The 17,409-nt window shown below is 26.9% G+C and carries 16 protein-coding genes and 1 riboswitch; of the genes, 6 read left to right on the top strand and 10 right to left on the bottom strand.

Annotated elements, in window-relative coordinates; translation table 11 throughout:
- Positions 1-24 precede the first annotated feature (24 nt).
- Positions 25-1,044, top strand: a complete 1,020-nt coding sequence (locus BUA90_RS05430; protein ID WP_072966419.1) for an isocitrate/isopropylmalate dehydrogenase family protein — start codon at positions 25-27, stop codon at positions 1,042-1,044.
- Positions 1,045-1,069: 25 nt separating this feature from the next.
- Positions 1,070-2,431 (top strand): citrate/2-methylcitrate synthase, encoded by a 1,362-nt coding sequence (locus BUA90_RS05425; RefSeq protein ID WP_072966418.1) that lies wholly within the window; start codon positions 1,070-1,072, stop codon positions 2,429-2,431.
- Between the two features lie 65 nt (positions 2,432-2,496).
- Here the strand turns inward: BUA90_RS05425 and BUA90_RS05420 are convergent, their stop codons facing one another.
- The 5 genes from BUA90_RS05420 to BUA90_RS05395 all read right to left on the bottom strand — a co-directional run bounded on the left by BUA90_RS05420 (position 2,497) and on the right by BUA90_RS05395 (position 8,533).
- Positions 2,497-3,885 carry an alanine/glycine:cation symporter family protein gene (locus tag BUA90_RS05420; protein WP_072966416.1) on the bottom strand — a complete coding sequence of 463 codons (1,389 nt, stop codon included), beginning with the start codon at positions 3,883-3,885 and terminating at the stop codon, positions 2,497-2,499.
- A 980-nt stretch (positions 3,886-4,865) separates the two neighbouring features.
- Positions 4,866-5,360 (bottom strand): methylated-DNA--[protein]-cysteine S-methyltransferase, encoded by a 495-nt coding sequence (locus BUA90_RS05410; RefSeq protein ID WP_242945049.1) that lies wholly within the window; start codon positions 5,358-5,360, stop codon positions 4,866-4,868.
- Between the two features lie 106 nt (positions 5,361-5,466).
- Complete coding sequence (locus BUA90_RS05405) at positions 5,467-6,744, bottom strand: putative bifunctional diguanylate cyclase/phosphodiesterase (RefSeq protein ID WP_159430000.1); 1,278 nt, start codon at positions 6,742-6,744, stop codon at positions 5,467-5,469.
- Between the two features lie 101 nt (positions 6,745-6,845).
- Positions 6,846-6,937, bottom strand: a riboswitch (cyclic di-GMP riboswitch).
- Positions 6,938-7,119: 182 nt separating this feature from the next.
- Complete coding sequence (locus BUA90_RS05400; protein WP_072966410.1) at positions 7,120-7,665, bottom strand: radical SAM protein; 546 nt, start codon at positions 7,663-7,665, stop codon at positions 7,120-7,122.
- 103 nt (positions 7,666-7,768) lie between these two features.
- Positions 7,769-8,533: a class I SAM-dependent methyltransferase gene (locus BUA90_RS05395; RefSeq protein ID WP_072966409.1), complete on the bottom strand. Its 765-nt coding sequence runs from the start codon at positions 8,531-8,533 to the stop codon at positions 7,769-7,771.
- Between the two features lie 271 nt (positions 8,534-8,804).
- Between BUA90_RS05395 and BUA90_RS05390 the strand changes: the two genes are divergently transcribed.
- Positions 8,805-9,584, top strand: a complete 780-nt coding sequence (locus tag BUA90_RS05390; protein WP_072966406.1) for an ABC transporter ATP-binding protein — start codon at positions 8,805-8,807, stop codon at positions 9,582-9,584.
- The gene (locus tag BUA90_RS05385) at positions 9,577-10,386 is read left to right on the top strand and encodes an ABC transporter permease (protein WP_072966404.1); all 810 of its coding nucleotides are present in this window, start codon (positions 9,577-9,579) and stop codon (positions 10,384-10,386) included. Before BUA90_RS05390 ends, BUA90_RS05385 begins: the two co-directional genes overlap by 8 nt.
- A gap of 61 nt (positions 10,387-10,447) precedes the next feature.
- Here the strand turns inward: BUA90_RS05385 and BUA90_RS05380 are convergent, their stop codons facing one another.
- Together BUA90_RS05380 and BUA90_RS12255 are read right to left on the bottom strand one after the other, a co-directional pair.
- The gene (locus BUA90_RS05380; RefSeq protein ID WP_072966402.1) at positions 10,448-10,657 is read right to left on the bottom strand and encodes a hypothetical protein; all 210 of its coding nucleotides are present in this window, start codon (positions 10,655-10,657) and stop codon (positions 10,448-10,450) included.
- A complete protein-coding gene (locus tag BUA90_RS12255; RefSeq protein WP_120240146.1) occupies positions 10,654-10,797 on the bottom strand; it encodes a DUF2397 family protein in 144 nt (47 codons plus the stop codon). The genes BUA90_RS05380 and BUA90_RS12255 overlap by 4 nt, the downstream gene beginning before the upstream one ends.
- A gap of 642 nt (positions 10,798-11,439) precedes the next feature.
- On the opposite strand from BUA90_RS12255, the gene brnQ reads away from it, so the two are divergent.
- Together brnQ and BUA90_RS05370 are read left to right on the top strand one after the other, a co-directional pair.
- A complete protein-coding gene (gene brnQ, locus BUA90_RS05375; protein WP_072966400.1) occupies positions 11,440-12,735 on the top strand; it encodes a branched-chain amino acid transport system II carrier protein in 1,296 nt (431 codons plus the stop codon).
- Between the two features lie 26 nt (positions 12,736-12,761).
- The gene (locus BUA90_RS05370) at positions 12,762-13,022 is read left to right on the top strand and encodes a hypothetical protein (RefSeq protein ID WP_072966398.1); all 261 of its coding nucleotides are present in this window, start codon (positions 12,762-12,764) and stop codon (positions 13,020-13,022) included.
- Positions 13,023-13,097: 75 nt separating this feature from the next.
- Here the strand turns inward: BUA90_RS05370 and BUA90_RS05365 are convergent, their stop codons facing one another.
- The 3 genes from BUA90_RS05365 to BUA90_RS05355 form a co-directional block, all read right to left on the bottom strand.
- Positions 13,098-13,415 carry a hypothetical protein gene (locus tag BUA90_RS05365; RefSeq protein WP_072966396.1) on the bottom strand — a complete coding sequence of 106 codons (318 nt, stop codon included), beginning with the start codon at positions 13,413-13,415 and terminating at the stop codon, positions 13,098-13,100.
- A 28-nt stretch (positions 13,416-13,443) separates the two neighbouring features.
- Positions 13,444-15,132, bottom strand: a complete 1,689-nt coding sequence (gene recJ / locus BUA90_RS05360; RefSeq protein WP_072966394.1) for a single-stranded-DNA-specific exonuclease RecJ — start codon at positions 15,130-15,132, stop codon at positions 13,444-13,446.
- Between the two features lie 154 nt (positions 15,133-15,286).
- Complete coding sequence (locus tag BUA90_RS05355; RefSeq protein WP_094756746.1) at positions 15,287-17,368, bottom strand: methyl-accepting chemotaxis protein; 2,082 nt, start codon at positions 17,366-17,368, stop codon at positions 15,287-15,289.
- Positions 17,369-17,409 lie beyond the last annotated feature (41 nt).

Raw genomic sequence — 17,409 nt, 5'->3', positions numbered from 1 at the left:
CTACACACGAAAGCAGGTGAATTTATGTATAATATAACTCTTATACCTGGCGATGGAATTGGTCCTGAAGTAATTAGTTCTGCAAAAAAAATAATCGAAGCAACAGGTTTAAAAGTAAATTGGGATATTGTAAATGCTGGAATAAATGTCTATAAGAAAAAAGGAGTATTAATTCCCAATAAAGTTTTTGAAAGTATTGAAAAAAATAAAATAGCACTAAAAGGTCCTATTACCACTCCAATTGGAAGTGGGTTTAGAAGCATAAACGTTATGCTCAGAAAAAAATACGATTTGTTTTCAAATGTCAGAATTGTAAAAACTATTCCCGGAGTTAATTCACCTTTTAAAAATGTCAATTTAATTATATTTAGAGAAAATACCGAAGGTCTTTATAGCGGCATAGAAAAAAAAATATCTGATAACTCTGCAGAAGCTATTAAAATTATTACAAAAAATGCTTCTTTAAAAATAGCTAAAACTGCATTTAATTACGCTAAAAAAAATAACAAAAATAAAATTACCGTAGTTCATAAAGCTAATATAATGAAATTAACCGATGGATTATTTCTAGATTGTGTAAGAAAAATATCTAAAGAATATCCTGATATTAAGCTACAAGAAATAATTGTAGACAATATGTGTATGCAGTTGGTAATGAATCCATCTCAATTTGAAATTATAGTAACTACTAATTTATATGGTGATATATTATCAGATTTGTGTGCTGGACTCGTTGGAGGTCTTGGTCTTGTACCGGGTGCAAATATAGGTAATAATATGGCAATCTTTGAAGCAGTTCATGGCAGTGCTCCAGATATTGCAGGTAAAAATATAGCTAATCCTACTGCAATTATCTTATCTGGTGCAATGATGTTAAATTATATAGGTGAAACAAAAAAATCAAATTTAATATTAGACGGAGTTTCCAAAACTATAAGTGAAGGAAAGTATATTACAAGAGATTTAGGTGGCTCATCATCTACCACAGAAATGACAGAAGCAATAATAGAAAATATGCTCACTATTAAAAAATTCATGAGCTAAGCATGATGAATAGGGGGAGTATAAATTGAACACTAAAGAAATCAATACTAGCTTTCTTGATAACTTAACACTCTTAGCTGAAAAAAACAATCGTATAAAGCCAGAATTTTATGATAAGTTTAATGTTAAAAGAGGTTTAAGAAATAATAATGGTACAGGTGTTTTAGTTGGCCTTACTGAAATTGGTTCAGTACATGGTTATATATTTGAAAAAAATATAAAAATACCAACTGAAGGTAAATTATTTTATAGAGGAATTGACATTGAAGATATAGTTGAAGGCTTTCAAAAAGAAGGACGTTATGGCTTTGAAGAATGTATATATTTATTATTGTTTGGAAAACTTCCAACACAAAAAGAACTAAATGATTTTAACAATCTACTTGATGAATATAGAACTTTACCTCAAAACTTTACTGAAAACATGATTTTAAAAATTCCCAGCAAAAATATTATGAATAAACTCCAAAGAAGTATACTAGTTCTTTATTCTCATGATGAAAATCCAGATGATATTAGTATTAAAAATATTTTAAAACAGAGTTTAAAATTAATTGCAAGATTTCCAACAATAATATCTTACTGTTATCAATCAAAAGCCCACTATTTTGACAAAAAAAGTTTATTTATTCATCCTCCGCAAAAAGGTATAGGAACTGCCGAAAACATTTTATTTATGACAAGAGCAGATAATAAATATACCAAAACTGAAGCTGAAACATTAGATTTATGTCTAGTTATACATGCAGAACATGGCGGAGGCAATAACTCAGCTTTTGCAACTCATGTCGTTTCCTCAAGTGGTACTGATACTTATTCTGCTATTGCAGCAGCAGTTGGTTCATTAAAAGGTCCTAAACACGGTGGAGCAAACATAATGGTTCATGAAATGATTTTAAATATAAAAGAAAATGTACCTGATTACCAAAATAAAAGTAAACTAAAAGATTATCTATTGAAAATATTAAAAAAAGAAACCTTTGATAAAAAAGGTCTCATATATGGTATGGGACATGCAGTATATACTAAATCTGACCCGAGAGCTTGTTTATTGAAAAAAAAAGCATATGAATTAGCTATAGAAAAAAATGCAGTAGAAGAATTTAATTTATATAAAAATATCGAAGAACTGACTATTGAATTATTTAAAGAAATAAAAGGAGAAAATGTAGTAATCAGTGCCAATGTAGATTTATATTCAGGTTTTGTATACGAAATGCTAAACATCCCTGCTGATCTATATACACCTTTATTTGCTACTTCTAGAATAACAGGTTGGTGTGCTCACAGAATAGAACAAATTGTAAGCGACCCTAAAATTATTAGACCTGCTTACAAAAGTATAAATGAAAAAAAAAGTTATATTCCATTATATAAAAGATTTTAAACGATATATTGACTAAAAAATACTGTCATATAAATATATATGACAGTATTTTTTATTCTTCTTAACTAACCTATTTTTCCAACTGATTTAACATTCTCTGTTTCTTTATACTTAAATTCATCAAAATATTTCTTTGTCTCGTGAATTATAACACCACTTAAACCTATAAGAGCAATTAAATTTGGTATTGCCATTAATCCATTTACTATATCTGCAATTATCCAAATCAAATCTAATTTTAAAAATGCACCTGAAGCTATTAAAATTATAAATATGTATTTATAAGTTCTTATCCCTTTTACTCCAAATAAATATTCTGTACACCTTTCTCCATAATAATTCCATCCAAGTATAGTAGTAAATGCAAAGAAGATTAATCCAATAGTAACTATATACTGTCCAATAATTGGAATAGGAAGTCCACTTTTAAATGCTGCATTTGTCATTTCAGCACCTGCTAGTTCAGATTTCCATGTACCTGTTAATATCAAAACTATTCCTGTCATTGTACACACTATAATTGTATCAAAAAATGTACCTGTCATAGATATTAAACCTTGTCTTACACATGATTTAGTTTTAGCTGCAGCTGCTGCAATTGGTGCACTACCTAAACCTGATTCATTTGAAAATACCCCTCTAGCTACACCACTTCTAATTGCAAGCATCACACTTGCTCCCAAAAATCCACCAGTTGCAGCTGTTGGAGTAAATGCACTCTTTATAACTAACATTACAGTTTCAGGTAATAATTTTATATTAAAAACTAATATAATTATAGCTCCAATTATATAAAATACAGCCATAAATGGAACTATTAATTCCGCTACTCTTGAAATACTCTTTATCCCACCAAGAGTTACTAATGTTACTAGAATAGTCAATATTGAAGCTGAAATAATTATTGGAATATTAAGAGTTATTTCTACTGCTTTTGTTATAGCATTAACTTGTGGAAATGTACCTATTCCAAAAAAAGCTACCCCTATTCCAAATACAGCAAAAAGTTTTGCAAGAAATTTATTATTTAATCCTCTTTCTATGTAATACATCGGTCCTCCAGACATCTGTCCATTGTCATCTACAACCCTATACTTTACAGCTAAAAGTCCCTCCGAATATTTTGTTGCCATACCAAAAAATGCCGCTATCCACATCCAAAACAATGCCCCTGGACCTCCAGCTTTTATCGCCGTAGCAACACCTACTATGTTGCCCGTACCAATAGTAGCTGCTAGGGCTGTACAAAGAGCGGCAAAACTCGATACATCTCCTTCTCCACTACTATCTTCATCTTTCGTAAATAAATACTTTAAAGCTAATGGAAGTTTTACTATCTGTATAAATCCTAATCTTAACGTCAAAAAAATACCTGTTCCGACAAGCAAAATAAGCAGAGGTGGTCCCCATACAAAAGCATCAACTTTTTTAAAAAACATAGTTAACTGCTCCATTTCACACCCTCCATTTTGAAAATTTTATTTATACTTTGAATTGTATTAATTATATAATAACTCTATGTCAAATATTTGTCAATGTTTGTTTTGTTAATATAAAATTTAATTTTATGAATTTATATCTTACTATTAGATATTTCAACATCTTTCAAAGTTGTTCGATGAAATATAAGCTATAAACAATTTCATTTAAACTGTAAATTTTTAAAAAACATTGTTATTTTTTTAACTATTTGACTGTAATTTTATTTTTTATATCAACAAATTTTTTAATAATTAAAATTTCTCTCTATTTTTAAATCATAATTTTTTACCTGCTTAATTCCTATTAACTACAAAAAAATAATTAAAACTCTACTTTGGTTTAAATGCTTTTTTAAAATCAAAAATTTTCGAAATATTTTAAAAAACGAAGCAAATAACTTGTATAAATATCTTAAAAAATACTCCATTTTTTTACTTTGAATTTTTTTACAAAAATACTTGCAAAATTAATCTTATAGATATTTTTTATATCATTTTATAAATGTAAAATAAATATACATCAGCATAATATTTTAAAATTCAACAAAATCAAGACAAGGTAATATTATATATTAGAGGTGATAAAATGACTAACAATAATAGACCTCAAAATTCTTTTAATAAAAAAAATCCCAATTATAATAATAATTTAATTATCACAAATACTAAAAACACAAAAAAGCTTAGAACAAAAAATAATTCTATAAATATGCTCAATAATCCTATAATGCAGCCTTTACTAAAATACTACTTTGAAATGCTTCTCAAAAATCTTATAAAACAACAATTAATACAAATATTTTCCATTAAAGGGTCAAAATATATAGCAAATAATATATTTAAACTTATTAATAAACAACATAAAAACTTTTATAAATAACATACATCACTTTAAAATAAAAACCTATGATAATTCCTTAAAATATAGGAACATCATAGGTTTTAAATATTTCTTACAAACTCTTTTCATGTTCTAAAAGCCATTTTTTGCGCCATAATCCTGCTTCGTATCCCACTAACCTTCCATCACTGCCTACTACTCTATGACAAGGAATAATGATTGCTATTTTATTCTTATTATTAGCATTTCCAACTGCTCTACTTGCATTTTTATTTCCTATTCTTTTAGCTATATCTTTATATGAACAGGTTTTTCCATAAGGTATTTTAATAAGTTCATTCCAAACCTTCTTTTGAAAATCTGTCCCTTTTAATTTTATAGGTAAATTAAACTCCTTTCTTTGTCTATTAAAATATTCTTTCAACTGTCTTTTTGCTTCTTCTAATATAGGACAAAATTTTTCTTTATATTTCTTCTCTTCAACAAAATCCAAACTTATTATTTTCCCTTCATTAGATTGGATTTCAATAAAACCTATAGGAGAATCTAAATAAACTACATTATTCTCATTACCAATCCTTTGCATATAATTACATTCTATACACATGTATTTTATTTTACCCCCAAATAATCTAACTTTTAAATATTATCAATTAAATTCTTTACAATATAACACTTATCAAATTTTATTCTTAAGAATATATTTTTTCTTTTTAACTACTTCTTCTTTTTATAAATTTAATTATATCCTTCTCACCAATAGGTCTACTAATAAAATATCCCTGTATTTTTTCGCAATCATACTCTAATAATTTATCATATTGTTCTTTATATTCAACCCCTTCTGCAATTACATCATATCCCAATCTGTGTGCAGTATGTATAATAGATGCTATTAAATTTTGAATTTTTGTATCTTTAGTTATATAATCAATAAAAATTTTATCTATTTTTATTTCGGAACAAGGAATAAGAATCATATTTTTCATAGAAGAATAACCAGCTCCAAAATCATCTAAAGATATTTTAGTACCAAGTTTCATAATTTCTAATAAATTTTCAACTGTTTTTTCTTCTGTTTTAAATATTTGGGTTTCGGTTATTTCAAATTTAATTTTACTAAATTTTACATTATTATTTTTGACTATATATTTATAATTTTCAAAAAACATTTTGTCTTTAAACTGATTAGGTGAAATATTTATTGCTACTTTTAAATCCAAATTTTTCTTTTCCCACTCTTTAATTTGTCTACATACTTCTTCTATAACCCAAAAGCCCATTTCTCTAATAAAACCAGTTTCTTCTGCAATAGGAATAAATTCTACTGGTGAAACCTCTCCTAATTTTTCATTATTCCATCTTAACAATGCTTCTACTTCTTGTATTTTATTTCCCTTTACACTTAAAATTGGCTGATACAGTATATATAGCTCATTTCTTAAAATTGATTTTTTCAATTCTGTTAGTATATTAGCCTTTCTCATTTTTTCTTTTTCAATTTGATGTTTATAAAATACATATTGCCCCTTTACTTTTTGTTTTGCCTCTTGCATTGCTATCTCAGCTTTTTTTATAGCATCATCAATTTTATCATCTTTTTCTGTTATATAAATACCAATACTTATTGAACATGCAATCTCTATATCTCCAACTATTATTATCTCTTTTAATTTTTGAAAAAGCAATTCAACTTTTTCATAAATATCTTTAAAATTTTCCTTAGGAAAAAGAACTAAAAATTTGTCTGCATTATAACTAAACACTTTTCCTCTATTCCCAACAATTTTAGATAGCCTTCTTACAAATTTTTTTAAAAACTCATCACCTATTTCATAACCATATGTATCATTTATATACTTAAAATCATCAATATCTAAAAATACTACTATAAATTCATTAATATTTTCTGAAAAATTTTCAAATAAATATAACCTATTATATAAACCTGTTAAATAATCAAAATAAGCATCAGTATTTTTTACCAACATTTCCATCCCTTCTCTTTTGCATAATTGTTTCTTCCACTTAATTCAAATAAACTAATAAAAGCCCTTTTTACCGTAAAAAGTAAAAAGGGCCTACTTGGATTTACGGTAACCGGCTGCCATAGTAAAGAAAGTTCTTTACTTTAGGCCCTTGGCTTTGCGTCCTTATCTTTCGATAAGTTTGCCTTTATCAAAATCCGATTTTCTCATTATTAACTTTTTTCAATAATAATACTTCTACATACTAATTTTGTATTATAGCACATCATTAAAAGTTTGTTTGTCGTATTTTGTCATAAAAAATAATTTTTTATAATTTTATTTGTTTTTCACTTAAAATTTAATATTCGTCTATTTTAATTTGAACATATTAAACAATTATTTTGAATAATACTTAGAATTCATTTCCTCACAAATTTTAAATATCTTTTCTAAAGATTCTTTTACTCTTTTACCAGGCCGAACATAAAAATACGTTTTTTCTACTTCTTCATCTATTCCCGGATTTATATAATTAATTGTTTCAAATATTTCTTTTAAAGCCTTTAAATCTTCTTCTGTCAATTCTCCCTTATCTATAATTGTATAAAAATAGTATTTTAATTCACATACATCTTTAAATTTAAAATTCTTGTTTAATAAGTATAAAGTATTCATAATTCTCTCCCAAAGTCCTAATTTTCTATTAGCTTTTCTAAAAATTTCTTCTATATATTCTTTATTTTTTAGCTTTTCTTCATCTGCTGAATATATTTCATTGCTTAAATCGTTAATTACATATGCCAATTCATCATTGCTTTTATCAAAAGTATAAGTTATATATCGGTTAATATTCTTTGCAGGTATAAAAACTAAATTATTTAATATGATAATTAAAATAAATGTAATACTTATTAACATTTTTATAATCGTATTTTTTGACATTTTTGATACCTACCACCTGTTTAAATATTTATTTGTAAAGTTTAATCTTTATTTTTCATTAAATATACATCCTTATCAAACTAATGACTTTTAATCTTTTTCTCTAATTTTTACAAGCTATTATAATAAATCTATGACATGTTACATCAATATAGTCCATTTCTTCAATTAAAAAATCTAGTTCCCTTAATTTAATATAATATTTATCAATACTAAAATCTGATATTTGCCACGAAATTGCTTTCAAATAATATATCACTGCACATATATCATAAAATCGTGTTTTAGTTTTATCTTCCTTCCTCTTTATTATTTTAAAATTATTCTTCTCTAAATTTTTAACTGCTTTATCTAAATCCCACTCTCTATATTCAAATGGCTCAGCATTTAAATACATATTCAATTCTTTATCATTACATCCTCCTACTTGCTGTGTTATAAAATATCCACCTTTTTTTAATATCCTTCTTACTTCTTTTTCTGAATATGATTCATGTCTATTGATTATCAAATCAAATTCTTCGTCATCAAAAGGCATATTATCATCTTCTTTTATCTCATAAACTTTTACTCCTAAAGGTTCAAGACGTTTTTTTGCTATTTCTAAATTAGGTCTATATCCTTCTGTTGCACATGTTTTTTTAGGTAAAGGAATTAATTCTGATAAAAATTCTCCTCCACCTGTTCCCATATCTAATAAAGATTGACTATCTTTCAAATACTTTCTTATTTCATTATAATAATTCCAACTCAATGGAAATTCTCTCATTCTGCCATACTTTTCTAAATATGAAAAGTCCCATCCTTTAAACTCTCTTTCCCATACTTCTAAATATTCACTAATCATATCAGAGCTTTTTTCATTCATTTCTATCCCTCCGTTATTATTTTTTATATTTTACAATAATTCTTTAGCGGAGGTGCTCTTATATTTATATCTTGTTACAATCCATTTAATATTTTAATATTTTCCATTTTTTCCTCCAAATTATTACTTAAAACTACATATTTTTATTACTTCTTCATACTTGCTGCATTTCCTCTAAAAAAGTTTGCACCTATTTAATATAAGTCTAGTAACAATTTAATCTATGTAAGAATAAACTAAATTATGAACATTTTTTGATAGGAGGATATAGATGATATATAGTGATAAAGTAGTAGAAATACAAAATTTATATAAAACATATCATACTATAACCGAAGAGACATTAGCTATAAGCAATTTGTCTCTTTCTGTTTATAAAAACGAAATTGTATCAATCGTTGGTCCAAGTGGCTGCGGTAAATCTACTCTCTTGTCTTTAATTGCAGGACTCATTAAACCATCATCTGGAAAAATATTTATTAATGGTATAGAAGTGAAAAAATGTGATAAAAAAATTGGTTATATGTTTCAAAATGATAATCTTTTTGAATGGAGAAATATAATAAAAAATGTTTTAATTGGTCTGGAAGTGCAAAACAGACTCACAAAAGATAAAATAGCAAAAGCAGAAAAACTTCTAGAAATCTATGGACTAGGAGATTTTAAATATCACTATCCGAATCAGCTTTCCGGCGGAATGAGACAAAGGGTTGCACTTATAAGAACACTCGCTACAGAACCCGAACTATTATTATTAGATGAACCCTTTTCAGCACTAGATTATCAAACTCGTTTAAGAGTAGCAGATGATGTTGGTACTATAATTAAAAAAGAAAAGAAAACTGCCATCTTAGTTACACATGACTTGGCAGAAGCCATTTCTATGTCCGATAGAGTAATCGTTTTGTCCGGCAGACCAGCAAAAATAAAATCTATTCATGAAATAAAATTAACTTTAGATGTTGAAAGAACTCCTCTAACCTCTAGAAAAGCTCCTGAATTTAAAGATTATTTTAATATTATATGGAAGGAGCTGGATATACATGAATGATAATAAAAAATATTCAAAAGAACATATTGAATTTTTGCAAAAAGTTAAAAGAAAAAAGAAAGCTATTTTACTTACTCAAATAGCTATATTAGTTTTATTCTTTTCATTATGGGAAATCGCAGCAAGACTGAAATTAATAGATACTTTTTTAACCAGCTCACCTTCTGAAATGTGGAAGTTGTTTTTAAAATTATTATTTAATGGTTCCCTTTTAAAACATATTGGCATAAGTATATTTGAAACTGTAGTTGGCTTTATTTTAGGAACATTTCTAGGAACTCTTATAGCTATACTTCTTTGGTGGTCAGATTTTATATCCAAAGTTTTAGACCCTTATATGGTTGTACTTAATGCACTGCCTAAAACAGCTTTAGCACCTATAATAATAGTTTGGGTTGGAGCAGGTATATCAGGAATAATAGTTACAGCTCTTATGATTTCTCTAGTTGTAACTATTTTAGGTGTATATAGTGGCTTTAAACAAGTACAGGAAAGTAAAATAAAAATGCTTAAAACTTTTGGAGCTACAAAAATTCAAATACTCCAAAAAGTCATCATTCCAGCTAGTATACCTACAATAATAAATGCTTTAAAAATAAATGTCGGATTATCATGGGTAGGTGTAATCGTCGGAGAGTTTATGGTTTCAAGAGCTGGGATAGGATACTTGATTGTCTACGGAAGTCAAATATTCAGGTTTGATATAGTTATGACTAGCGTTATCATTCTATCAATACTTGCCACTGCTATGTATCAAGGAGTAGTTTATCTAGAAAAAAAACTATTAAATTGGAGACGATAATTAAAAAATCTAAAAAACCTTTAAGGAAAATAAAATATAAATTCCTTAAAGGTTTTATTTCTTAAAAAGAAAGTTTTTTTAATATCTCTTCATATTCATCTATTTTCTTCAAAAATTCTTCTTTAGTAATTTCTACTTCATTGAACAAATCTTCATTTACTAGTAGAGTATTACAATTATCATCTAAAATATCTATTTCATGTTTAATATCTTCTATCTTTTCTTTTATTAATTCTTTTACTAATTGCAATTCCTTACTTGATAATTTCATTTAAAATTCCCTCCATGTATACCCAATATTTTATATTGATAATAAAAATATCGAAGTATAGTTCTATAACGCCAAGCATTTTCAGCTGTAAGATATTTAGTCTCTGTAATTTGTCTAAATAAATTATTATTTACCTGCATCTCATCACACACCTATAAAACTAATTCTCTTTTATAAAAATTATATCATTATTTGTACTTTAATGAAAATTTAACCAAAACCAATAATCATATTCTATACATTTTTTCTATAACATTCTATTTAATAACAAAATTTGAAATTATCAAAAAATTTGTATATTATGGAATTTTTATTCCACGAATAAAATCTTTATGATATAATTATATCTGGAAATTTTATTTGTTAGAAAATTTACAATATACCAATTTATGTATATTCTTAAAATTTTAAAATATTTGATAGATAATCAAAGCTGTTTATTCTAAATCACTAGTGTTCAAAATTTAAATAATTTTATTATTAAATTTTTCACAAACAAGGTGTAATTATATATTTCATGAAACTTTAATAATCTTTATATTACATAAATTTCATACTAAATATGCATAAATATTTTTAACAAATTTCACAGTCAAATCTAATATTATATAAATCAATATATTTTTTAAATCTATTACTGCATATTCTAACTTAAATTCTTTTATCATATTATTTTAGCCACTCTATAATATAAACAGATAATCCTATATTTTCAAATTTTTTCTTAAAATTGAACACTAGTGATTTTAAACAAAATTTAATAAAAATATGGAGGAATTTTTATGTCAAAAAAAAGTAAAGATGTTTTTGTGGTAGGTATGGCTTTATTTGCTATGTTTTTTGGTGCAGGAAATTTAATATTTCCACCAGCTTTAGGTTTAGTTTCAGGTAAAAGTTGGATACAATGTATGATAGGCTTCTTCCTTACAGGAATAGGTATGCCTATATTAGGAATACTTGCTGTTTCTAAAGCAGGAGGAACTATAAATGACCTCGGAAATAAAATTAATCCTATTTTCAGCAAAATACTAGGAACTGTTATAATCTTAGCTATAGGTCCTCTTCTTGCAATACCAAGAACAGGTGCTACTGTTTTTGAAATGGGAGTTAAGCCTATATTTAAAAATTCAAATTCAATAATTTTCTCAATAATATATTTTGGAATAACTCTCTTTTTCGTTATCAAACCGTCTGGTATTGTAGATAAAATAGGAAAATTTCTCACACCAATACTTCTTTTAATTGTTTCGGCAATAATGATTAAAGGTATTATTTCTCCAATTGGAACTCCAATTACTACAAACATTGAAAAACCATTTTCAACAGGATTTGTCGAAGGATACCAAACAATGGACGCTCTTGCATCAATAGTTTTTGGTGGAATAATTATGCTTTCACTTGCTGAAAAAGGTTATAATAGTAAAAAAGAACAAATTAATCTTACTATGAAAGCAGGTTTAATTGCTGGTATAGGTCTTGCTTTTGTATATGGTGGTCTTTTATATATAGGAGCAACATCAAGCAGTATATTCCCTACTAATATTCATAAAACTAATCTAATTATAGGTATAACTGAAAAAATACTTGGTAGTTTTGGAAAATATGGAATTGGACTTGCTGTATCTGTTGCATGTCTTACAACATCTATAGGTTTAACTGCTACAGTTGGAAATTATTTCAATAATTTAACTAATGGTAAATTATCATACAAAATCATTGTAATTGCAACTACTATATTTAGTGCTATCTTTGCAAATATAGGTGTTGAACAAATAATAAAATTTGCTGTACCGCTATTAGTAACTGTCTATCCAATTGCTATAGTTCTCATAATAATGAGTTTATTTGATAACTTTATTAAAAACAAAGGAGCTTATTCAGGAGCTGTTTTTGGAGCACTATTTGTAAGTCTCATTGATGGTTTTTCTGCTATAGGAATTAATACTTCTTTTATTGGAAAATTTATGAATACGCTCCCTCTTTCAAAAGCAGGATTTGCATGGATTCTTCCAGCAATAATAGGTTCTCTTATCAGTTCTAAACTTATAATAAATAAAAATAGACATAATTCTATATAAAACCATATTAAAGAAAGGACATTTAAATGAATTTCTTTACATTAAAAGAATCATTAGGCCCAAGATTTATAATCTTTGATTACTTTATTAAATGGTACTTAAAACACTTTGGACTCTTTTCATATATTTTTGTATTAATTGGAAGTATTACTACTTTATTAGGTTACTTTATATATTTAAATCTCAAAAAAAATGAAAAAGACAGGGTTTTAATGATAGTTATATTTGGTCTAATATTAGTAATAGGTCTATTAGGTATAGGTTTAGATATAGTTCATACAATGTAATTTAAAAACATATAAAACTAATTTAAACTATTCTAAAGTAAAATAAGCTGAGTAGAAAAGCTGCTCAGCTTATTATTAAAATACCCAATTTTTCAATATTAATACAAATATATCTTTAATTTTAGAATAATTTAATACAATATTTATTAACAAACTCAATATTCCACAAATAGCACCAACAATATAAAACATTTCCCTTCTTTTTCTCTTTCTATATTCAGCTAACTCATAATGCCAAGCATATTTTCTATCATCATTACTTTCAGCTTCCATAACACTCAATTTGTCTTTAAAATTTGTTCCTAAAGAATTTGATTTTAAAATTCCTGCCATTTTCAATATTTCCTCTTTATTTCTTTCAAATTCTCTATCCTTCAAAAAATTTTTTATCAATACAACACCTCCTAAAGTTCTGTGTTTTTCATTCGATTTCAGATTTCTTTATATCTTCTATAACCATTTGTACACTAACTTTACCATTATACTCATTAATTTCTGGACTAAATGCAATATCAACATAAAGTACTTCTCCTAAATTATTGTATTTTTCTGCTAAAGAAAAACCTACTCCATTTAAAAATATATTATCTTTTTTGCCACTAAATTTGAGATGAATATTATTGTTTCCACATGCTCTAGTCCACTTTGTATTAACCTTTATATTTTTTATAGCAAATAAAGGTTTAGAATTCCCCATACCATAAGGTTCAAGTTTAGATACTTCTTCTATTAAATCAATAGTTAAATCACTTGGTTTAATTTCCGCAATAATATCTATTTTAGGTATAAATATGTCAGGACTTTCATTTTTTATTTCTTTTGCCCTAAAATTCAGCTTTTCTCTTAGCTCATCTAATTTATCTTCTTCTAGAGAAAATCCACATGCCATCTCATGTCCACCAAAACCTATAAATAAATCAGATACTTTTTTTAATTCTTCATATATATTTATACCTTTAATACTTCGTCCACTTCCCTTTAAATATCCTTCCTCCGTTTTCGTAACAACTAAAGTAGGTTTATAAAATATATCTTTTATCTTTCCAGCAACAATACCTATAACACCTTCTGAAATATTATCTGCTCTAAGTACAAGAAAATCATAATTCATGTAATTTTTTTCAACTAATTGTCTACAGTATTCTTCTCCTCTCTCCTGAACTTTCTGCCTTTCTCTATTAAGTCTGTATAAAATATTTGCAAGTTTTAAAGCTCTTTCTTCGTTTTTTTCTAAAAGAAGCTCTACTCCTAGTTTAGCATCTTCAAGTCTACCTGCTGCATTAAAACATGGTGCTAAAATAAATCCTATTCTCCCTGCATTGATTTCCTTATCCTTCAGTCCAACAACTTCCCTTAAAACTGATAATCCAAGTCTCTTATTTGAATTAATTATTCTCAAACCATATTTAATTAATGTTCTATTCTCATCTATTAAAGGTACAATATCTGCTATAGTTGCAAGAGTTACTAAATCTAAAAGTTTTGAAAGAGTATTTTTAGGTAGCTTTAAACTTCTCTGCAACGCTTGAGCCAATTTAAAGGCTATGCCACAACCACAAAGTTCTTTAAACGGATAAATATCTCCTTTTTGCTTGACATCTACTAAAATACATTCAGGGAGTTTTTCAGGTGGATTATGATGGTCCGTAACAATAATGTCGAGTCCTATTTCCTTAGCATATTCTACTTCATCAAAGGAACTCACTCCATTATCAACCGTAATAATTAAATCTCCTTTCATTTCTTCCTTTATATATTTTATAGCTTCTTTATTTAAACCATATCCTTCAGAAAATCTATTAGGTATATAATAATCTATGTTATTTGTAATATTACTAAAAAACTCTACCAATAAAGCTGTAGAAGTTACTCCATCAACATCATAATCTCCAAATATAACTATTTTGCTGTTATTTTTTAAGTGATTTAAAATCTTCTCTACAGCCTCTTTCATATTTTTTATAAGAAAAGGATTATACGTCTTTTTTGGCCTATCACTTAAAAATTCCTCGATTTCTTCCTTAGCTGTAATTCCTTTAGCATAAAGTATACTTTCAACTATAGACAGTCCTTCAATTTTTTCACCGACAAAGTTCCAGATTTTTTCCATAAAATCCTCCTATTTATTTGTATATTAATACATATAATTATAACAATCGTTTTGTAAATTCTCAATTTCTACTACTCATCTTAAAATTTTATGTAAAATCTTCTAATACAAAAAGCCAGTCATTCTGACTGGCCTCTAATTTAATTTTAATCTTCTATATCTTCTTATTACTATCCAAACCCGCATCATTATTATCTTTCTCTATTTTAAACTTATTAACAGCTACTTCAAGTTCTTTAGATAGGACTTTTAATTTTTGTGAATAAGAATTTGCTTCTTCCATAGTAGCAAGCTGTTCCTCTGTTGCCGCTGATACTTGCTGTGTTGCTGCTGAAGTTTCTTCTGATGAAGCAGATAAACTTTGAATTATTTCCACTATTTCTTCTTTCTTTTCTGCCATATCTTCATTGTACTTCCTGATTTCTGACATTTTTTGTATTAAAACTTTTACAGAATTAGATATTTTAGTAAATATACCATTTGTTTCTTCCACTGCTTTATCTTGTTCCTTAACAATAATTCTTGCTTTTTCCATAGATTTTACTGCATTATCAGATTGATTTTGTATACCAGCTATCAATTCTCTAATTTCATTAGAAGCTTTTGCTGATTGTTCTGCAAGTTTTCTTACTTCTTCAGCTACTACTGCAAAACCTTGCCCATATTCTCCCGCTCTAGCTGCTTCTATAGCAGCATTTAAAGCAAGTAAATTAGTTTGTTCAGCTATTTCTGAAATAGTATCCGTAATTATCCCTATTTCTTCTGCACTCTTATCTACTTTTAAAACAAGTTCATTTATTTCTAATACAGATTTTCTATTTTCATCGCTCTTTTCTATTAGTGTTTTTACAGCTTCAAAACCTTTACCCGTTAAATTATCTGTTTCATTAGATATATTATTCATATCAATAATCGATTCAGAAACTAATTCTATTTTACTTGCTAAAGTTTTTATTTCTGTTGCTCCTTTTTCTGTATCTCTAGCTTGTTCTTCAGCACTTTTTGCTATTTCTTCAATAGTTTTTGCTACTTCATCAGCTGCAGCAGTTGTCTGTTCTGTAATTTCACTAAGTGATTCGGAAGTTTTAAGAACTGTACCTGATGAAGTTTTTATTTCTTTAATTAGCCTGTTAAAATTCTCTATCATTTCATTAAAACTATCTCCCATTTGTCCGAATTCATCTTTAGATTTTATATTTACCCTTACAGTTAAATCTCCAACAGCTGCTCTAGAAAAAGCCTGTTTTAATATATTTATTGGTTTTGAAATATTTGAAGCAAGGAAAAATGCCATAATTACAGCTATAATAATCCCAAGTATACCCATATATAAAGTAAATTCTCTTATAATATATGTATCCTCTGTAAGTTCACTTAATTCCATAGTTACATATATCTTCCATCCCATTCTTTCGTTTGTAGTAAAACTTAAAAATTTCTTTTTCCCTTCATATGTATAATCTAAAAAGTTTTTATCAGTAGATTTTACCTTATTCCAAAATTCTCGTTTCGTTATATCATATGTCCCTATTAACTTTTTATCTTTATGAGAAATAACCATACCCTTTTTATCAGTTACAAAAACATATCCGCTCTTACCTACTTGTTTTTTAGATAAATTATCAGATAAATCCTTCAAACTTATATCTATTCCAACGACACCAATTACTTTATCTCCATCTAATACAGTTTTAGCAGCTGTAATAACTAATTCATCAACTGTAGCATCAATGTATGGTTCAGTCCAAACAACTTTTCCCTTATTTTCTAGTGCTTTTTTATACCATGGTCTAGTCCTCGGATCATAATCGTCTGGAAGTTCATCTTTAGGAAATATATACATACTGCCTTCCTCATTACCAAAATATGTCCACATTAAATCTGGATTACTAGTCTGTGTATCTTTTAAAAGTTCTAAAGCGACTTGCTTTTTAAATTCTTGTTCTTGTGAATTTGCAGTCTTATCTAAATCTTTAAGAGCTGAATTACTTGCTATTGTATTTACCTGATACTCTATTCCTTTTAAAAACATTGTAATTGATTCATTTACTTCTTCTACCGCCTGTAATGTCGTTTCAGCCAAATCTCTTTTTATTATCTCTGTTGATTTTAAGTATGAAAAAACTCCTAATAAAATAAGAGGTATAATTACTACAGTCATCAAAATCAATATCAATTTATTTCTTATTTTTCCACCTCTAAACTTTTTTTCTTTTGTCAATTTCTTCTTTGTCATAAATATATAACTCCCCCTTTAAATCATTTGTATATATTGAA

Source organism: Caminicella sporogenes DSM 14501 (assembly GCF_900142285.1).
Lineage (GTDB): Bacteria > Bacillota > Clostridia > Peptostreptococcales > Caminicellaceae > Caminicella > Caminicella sporogenes.
This window is presented reverse-complemented; position numbering and strand designations above follow the sequence as displayed.

Bases quoted from the DNA above. Each gene is read 5' to 3' on its own strand.
- brnQ (WP_072966400.1), top strand. From the start codon at position 11,440: ATGTCAAAAAAAAGTAAAGATGTTTTTGTGGTAGGTATGGCTTTATTT.
- BUA90_RS05390 (WP_072966406.1), top strand. From the start codon at position 8,805: ATGATATATAGTGATAAAGTAGTAGAAATACAAAATTTATATAAAACA.
- BUA90_RS12255 (WP_120240146.1), bottom strand. From the start codon at position 10,797: ATGCAGGTAAATAATAATTTATTTAGACAAATTACAGAGACTAAATAT.
- recJ (WP_072966394.1), bottom strand. From the start codon at position 15,132: ATGGAAAAAATCTGGAACTTTGTCGGTGAAAAAATTGAAGGACTGTCT.
- BUA90_RS05370 (WP_072966398.1), top strand. From the start codon at position 12,762: ATGAATTTCTTTACATTAAAAGAATCATTAGGCCCAAGATTTATAATC.
- BUA90_RS05405 (WP_159430000.1), bottom strand. From the start codon at position 6,744: ATGTTGGTAAAAAATACTGATGCTTATTTTGATTATTTAACAGGTTTA.
- BUA90_RS05395 (WP_072966409.1), bottom strand. From the start codon at position 8,533: ATGAATGAAAAAAGCTCTGATATGATTAGTGAATATTTAGAAGTATGG.
- BUA90_RS05355 (WP_094756746.1), bottom strand. From the start codon at position 17,368: ATGACAAAGAAGAAATTGACAAAAGAAAAAAAGTTTAGAGGTGGAAAA.
- BUA90_RS05385 (WP_072966404.1), top strand. From the start codon at position 9,577: ATGAATGATAATAAAAAATATTCAAAAGAACATATTGAATTTTTGCAA.
- BUA90_RS05400 (WP_072966410.1), bottom strand. From the start codon at position 7,665: ATGTCAAAAAATACGATTATAAAAATGTTAATAAGTATTACATTTATT.
- BUA90_RS05410 (WP_242945049.1), bottom strand. From the start codon at position 5,360: ATGTGTATAGAATGTAATTATATGCAAAGGATTGGTAATGAGAATAAT.
- BUA90_RS05380 (WP_072966402.1), bottom strand. From the start codon at position 10,657: ATGAAATTATCAAGTAAGGAATTGCAATTAGTAAAAGAATTAATAAAA.
- BUA90_RS05420 (WP_072966416.1), bottom strand. From the start codon at position 3,885: ATGGAGCAGTTAACTATGTTTTTTAAAAAAGTTGATGCTTTTGTATGG.
- BUA90_RS05430 (WP_072966419.1), top strand. From the start codon at position 25: ATGTATAATATAACTCTTATACCTGGCGATGGAATTGGTCCTGAAGTA.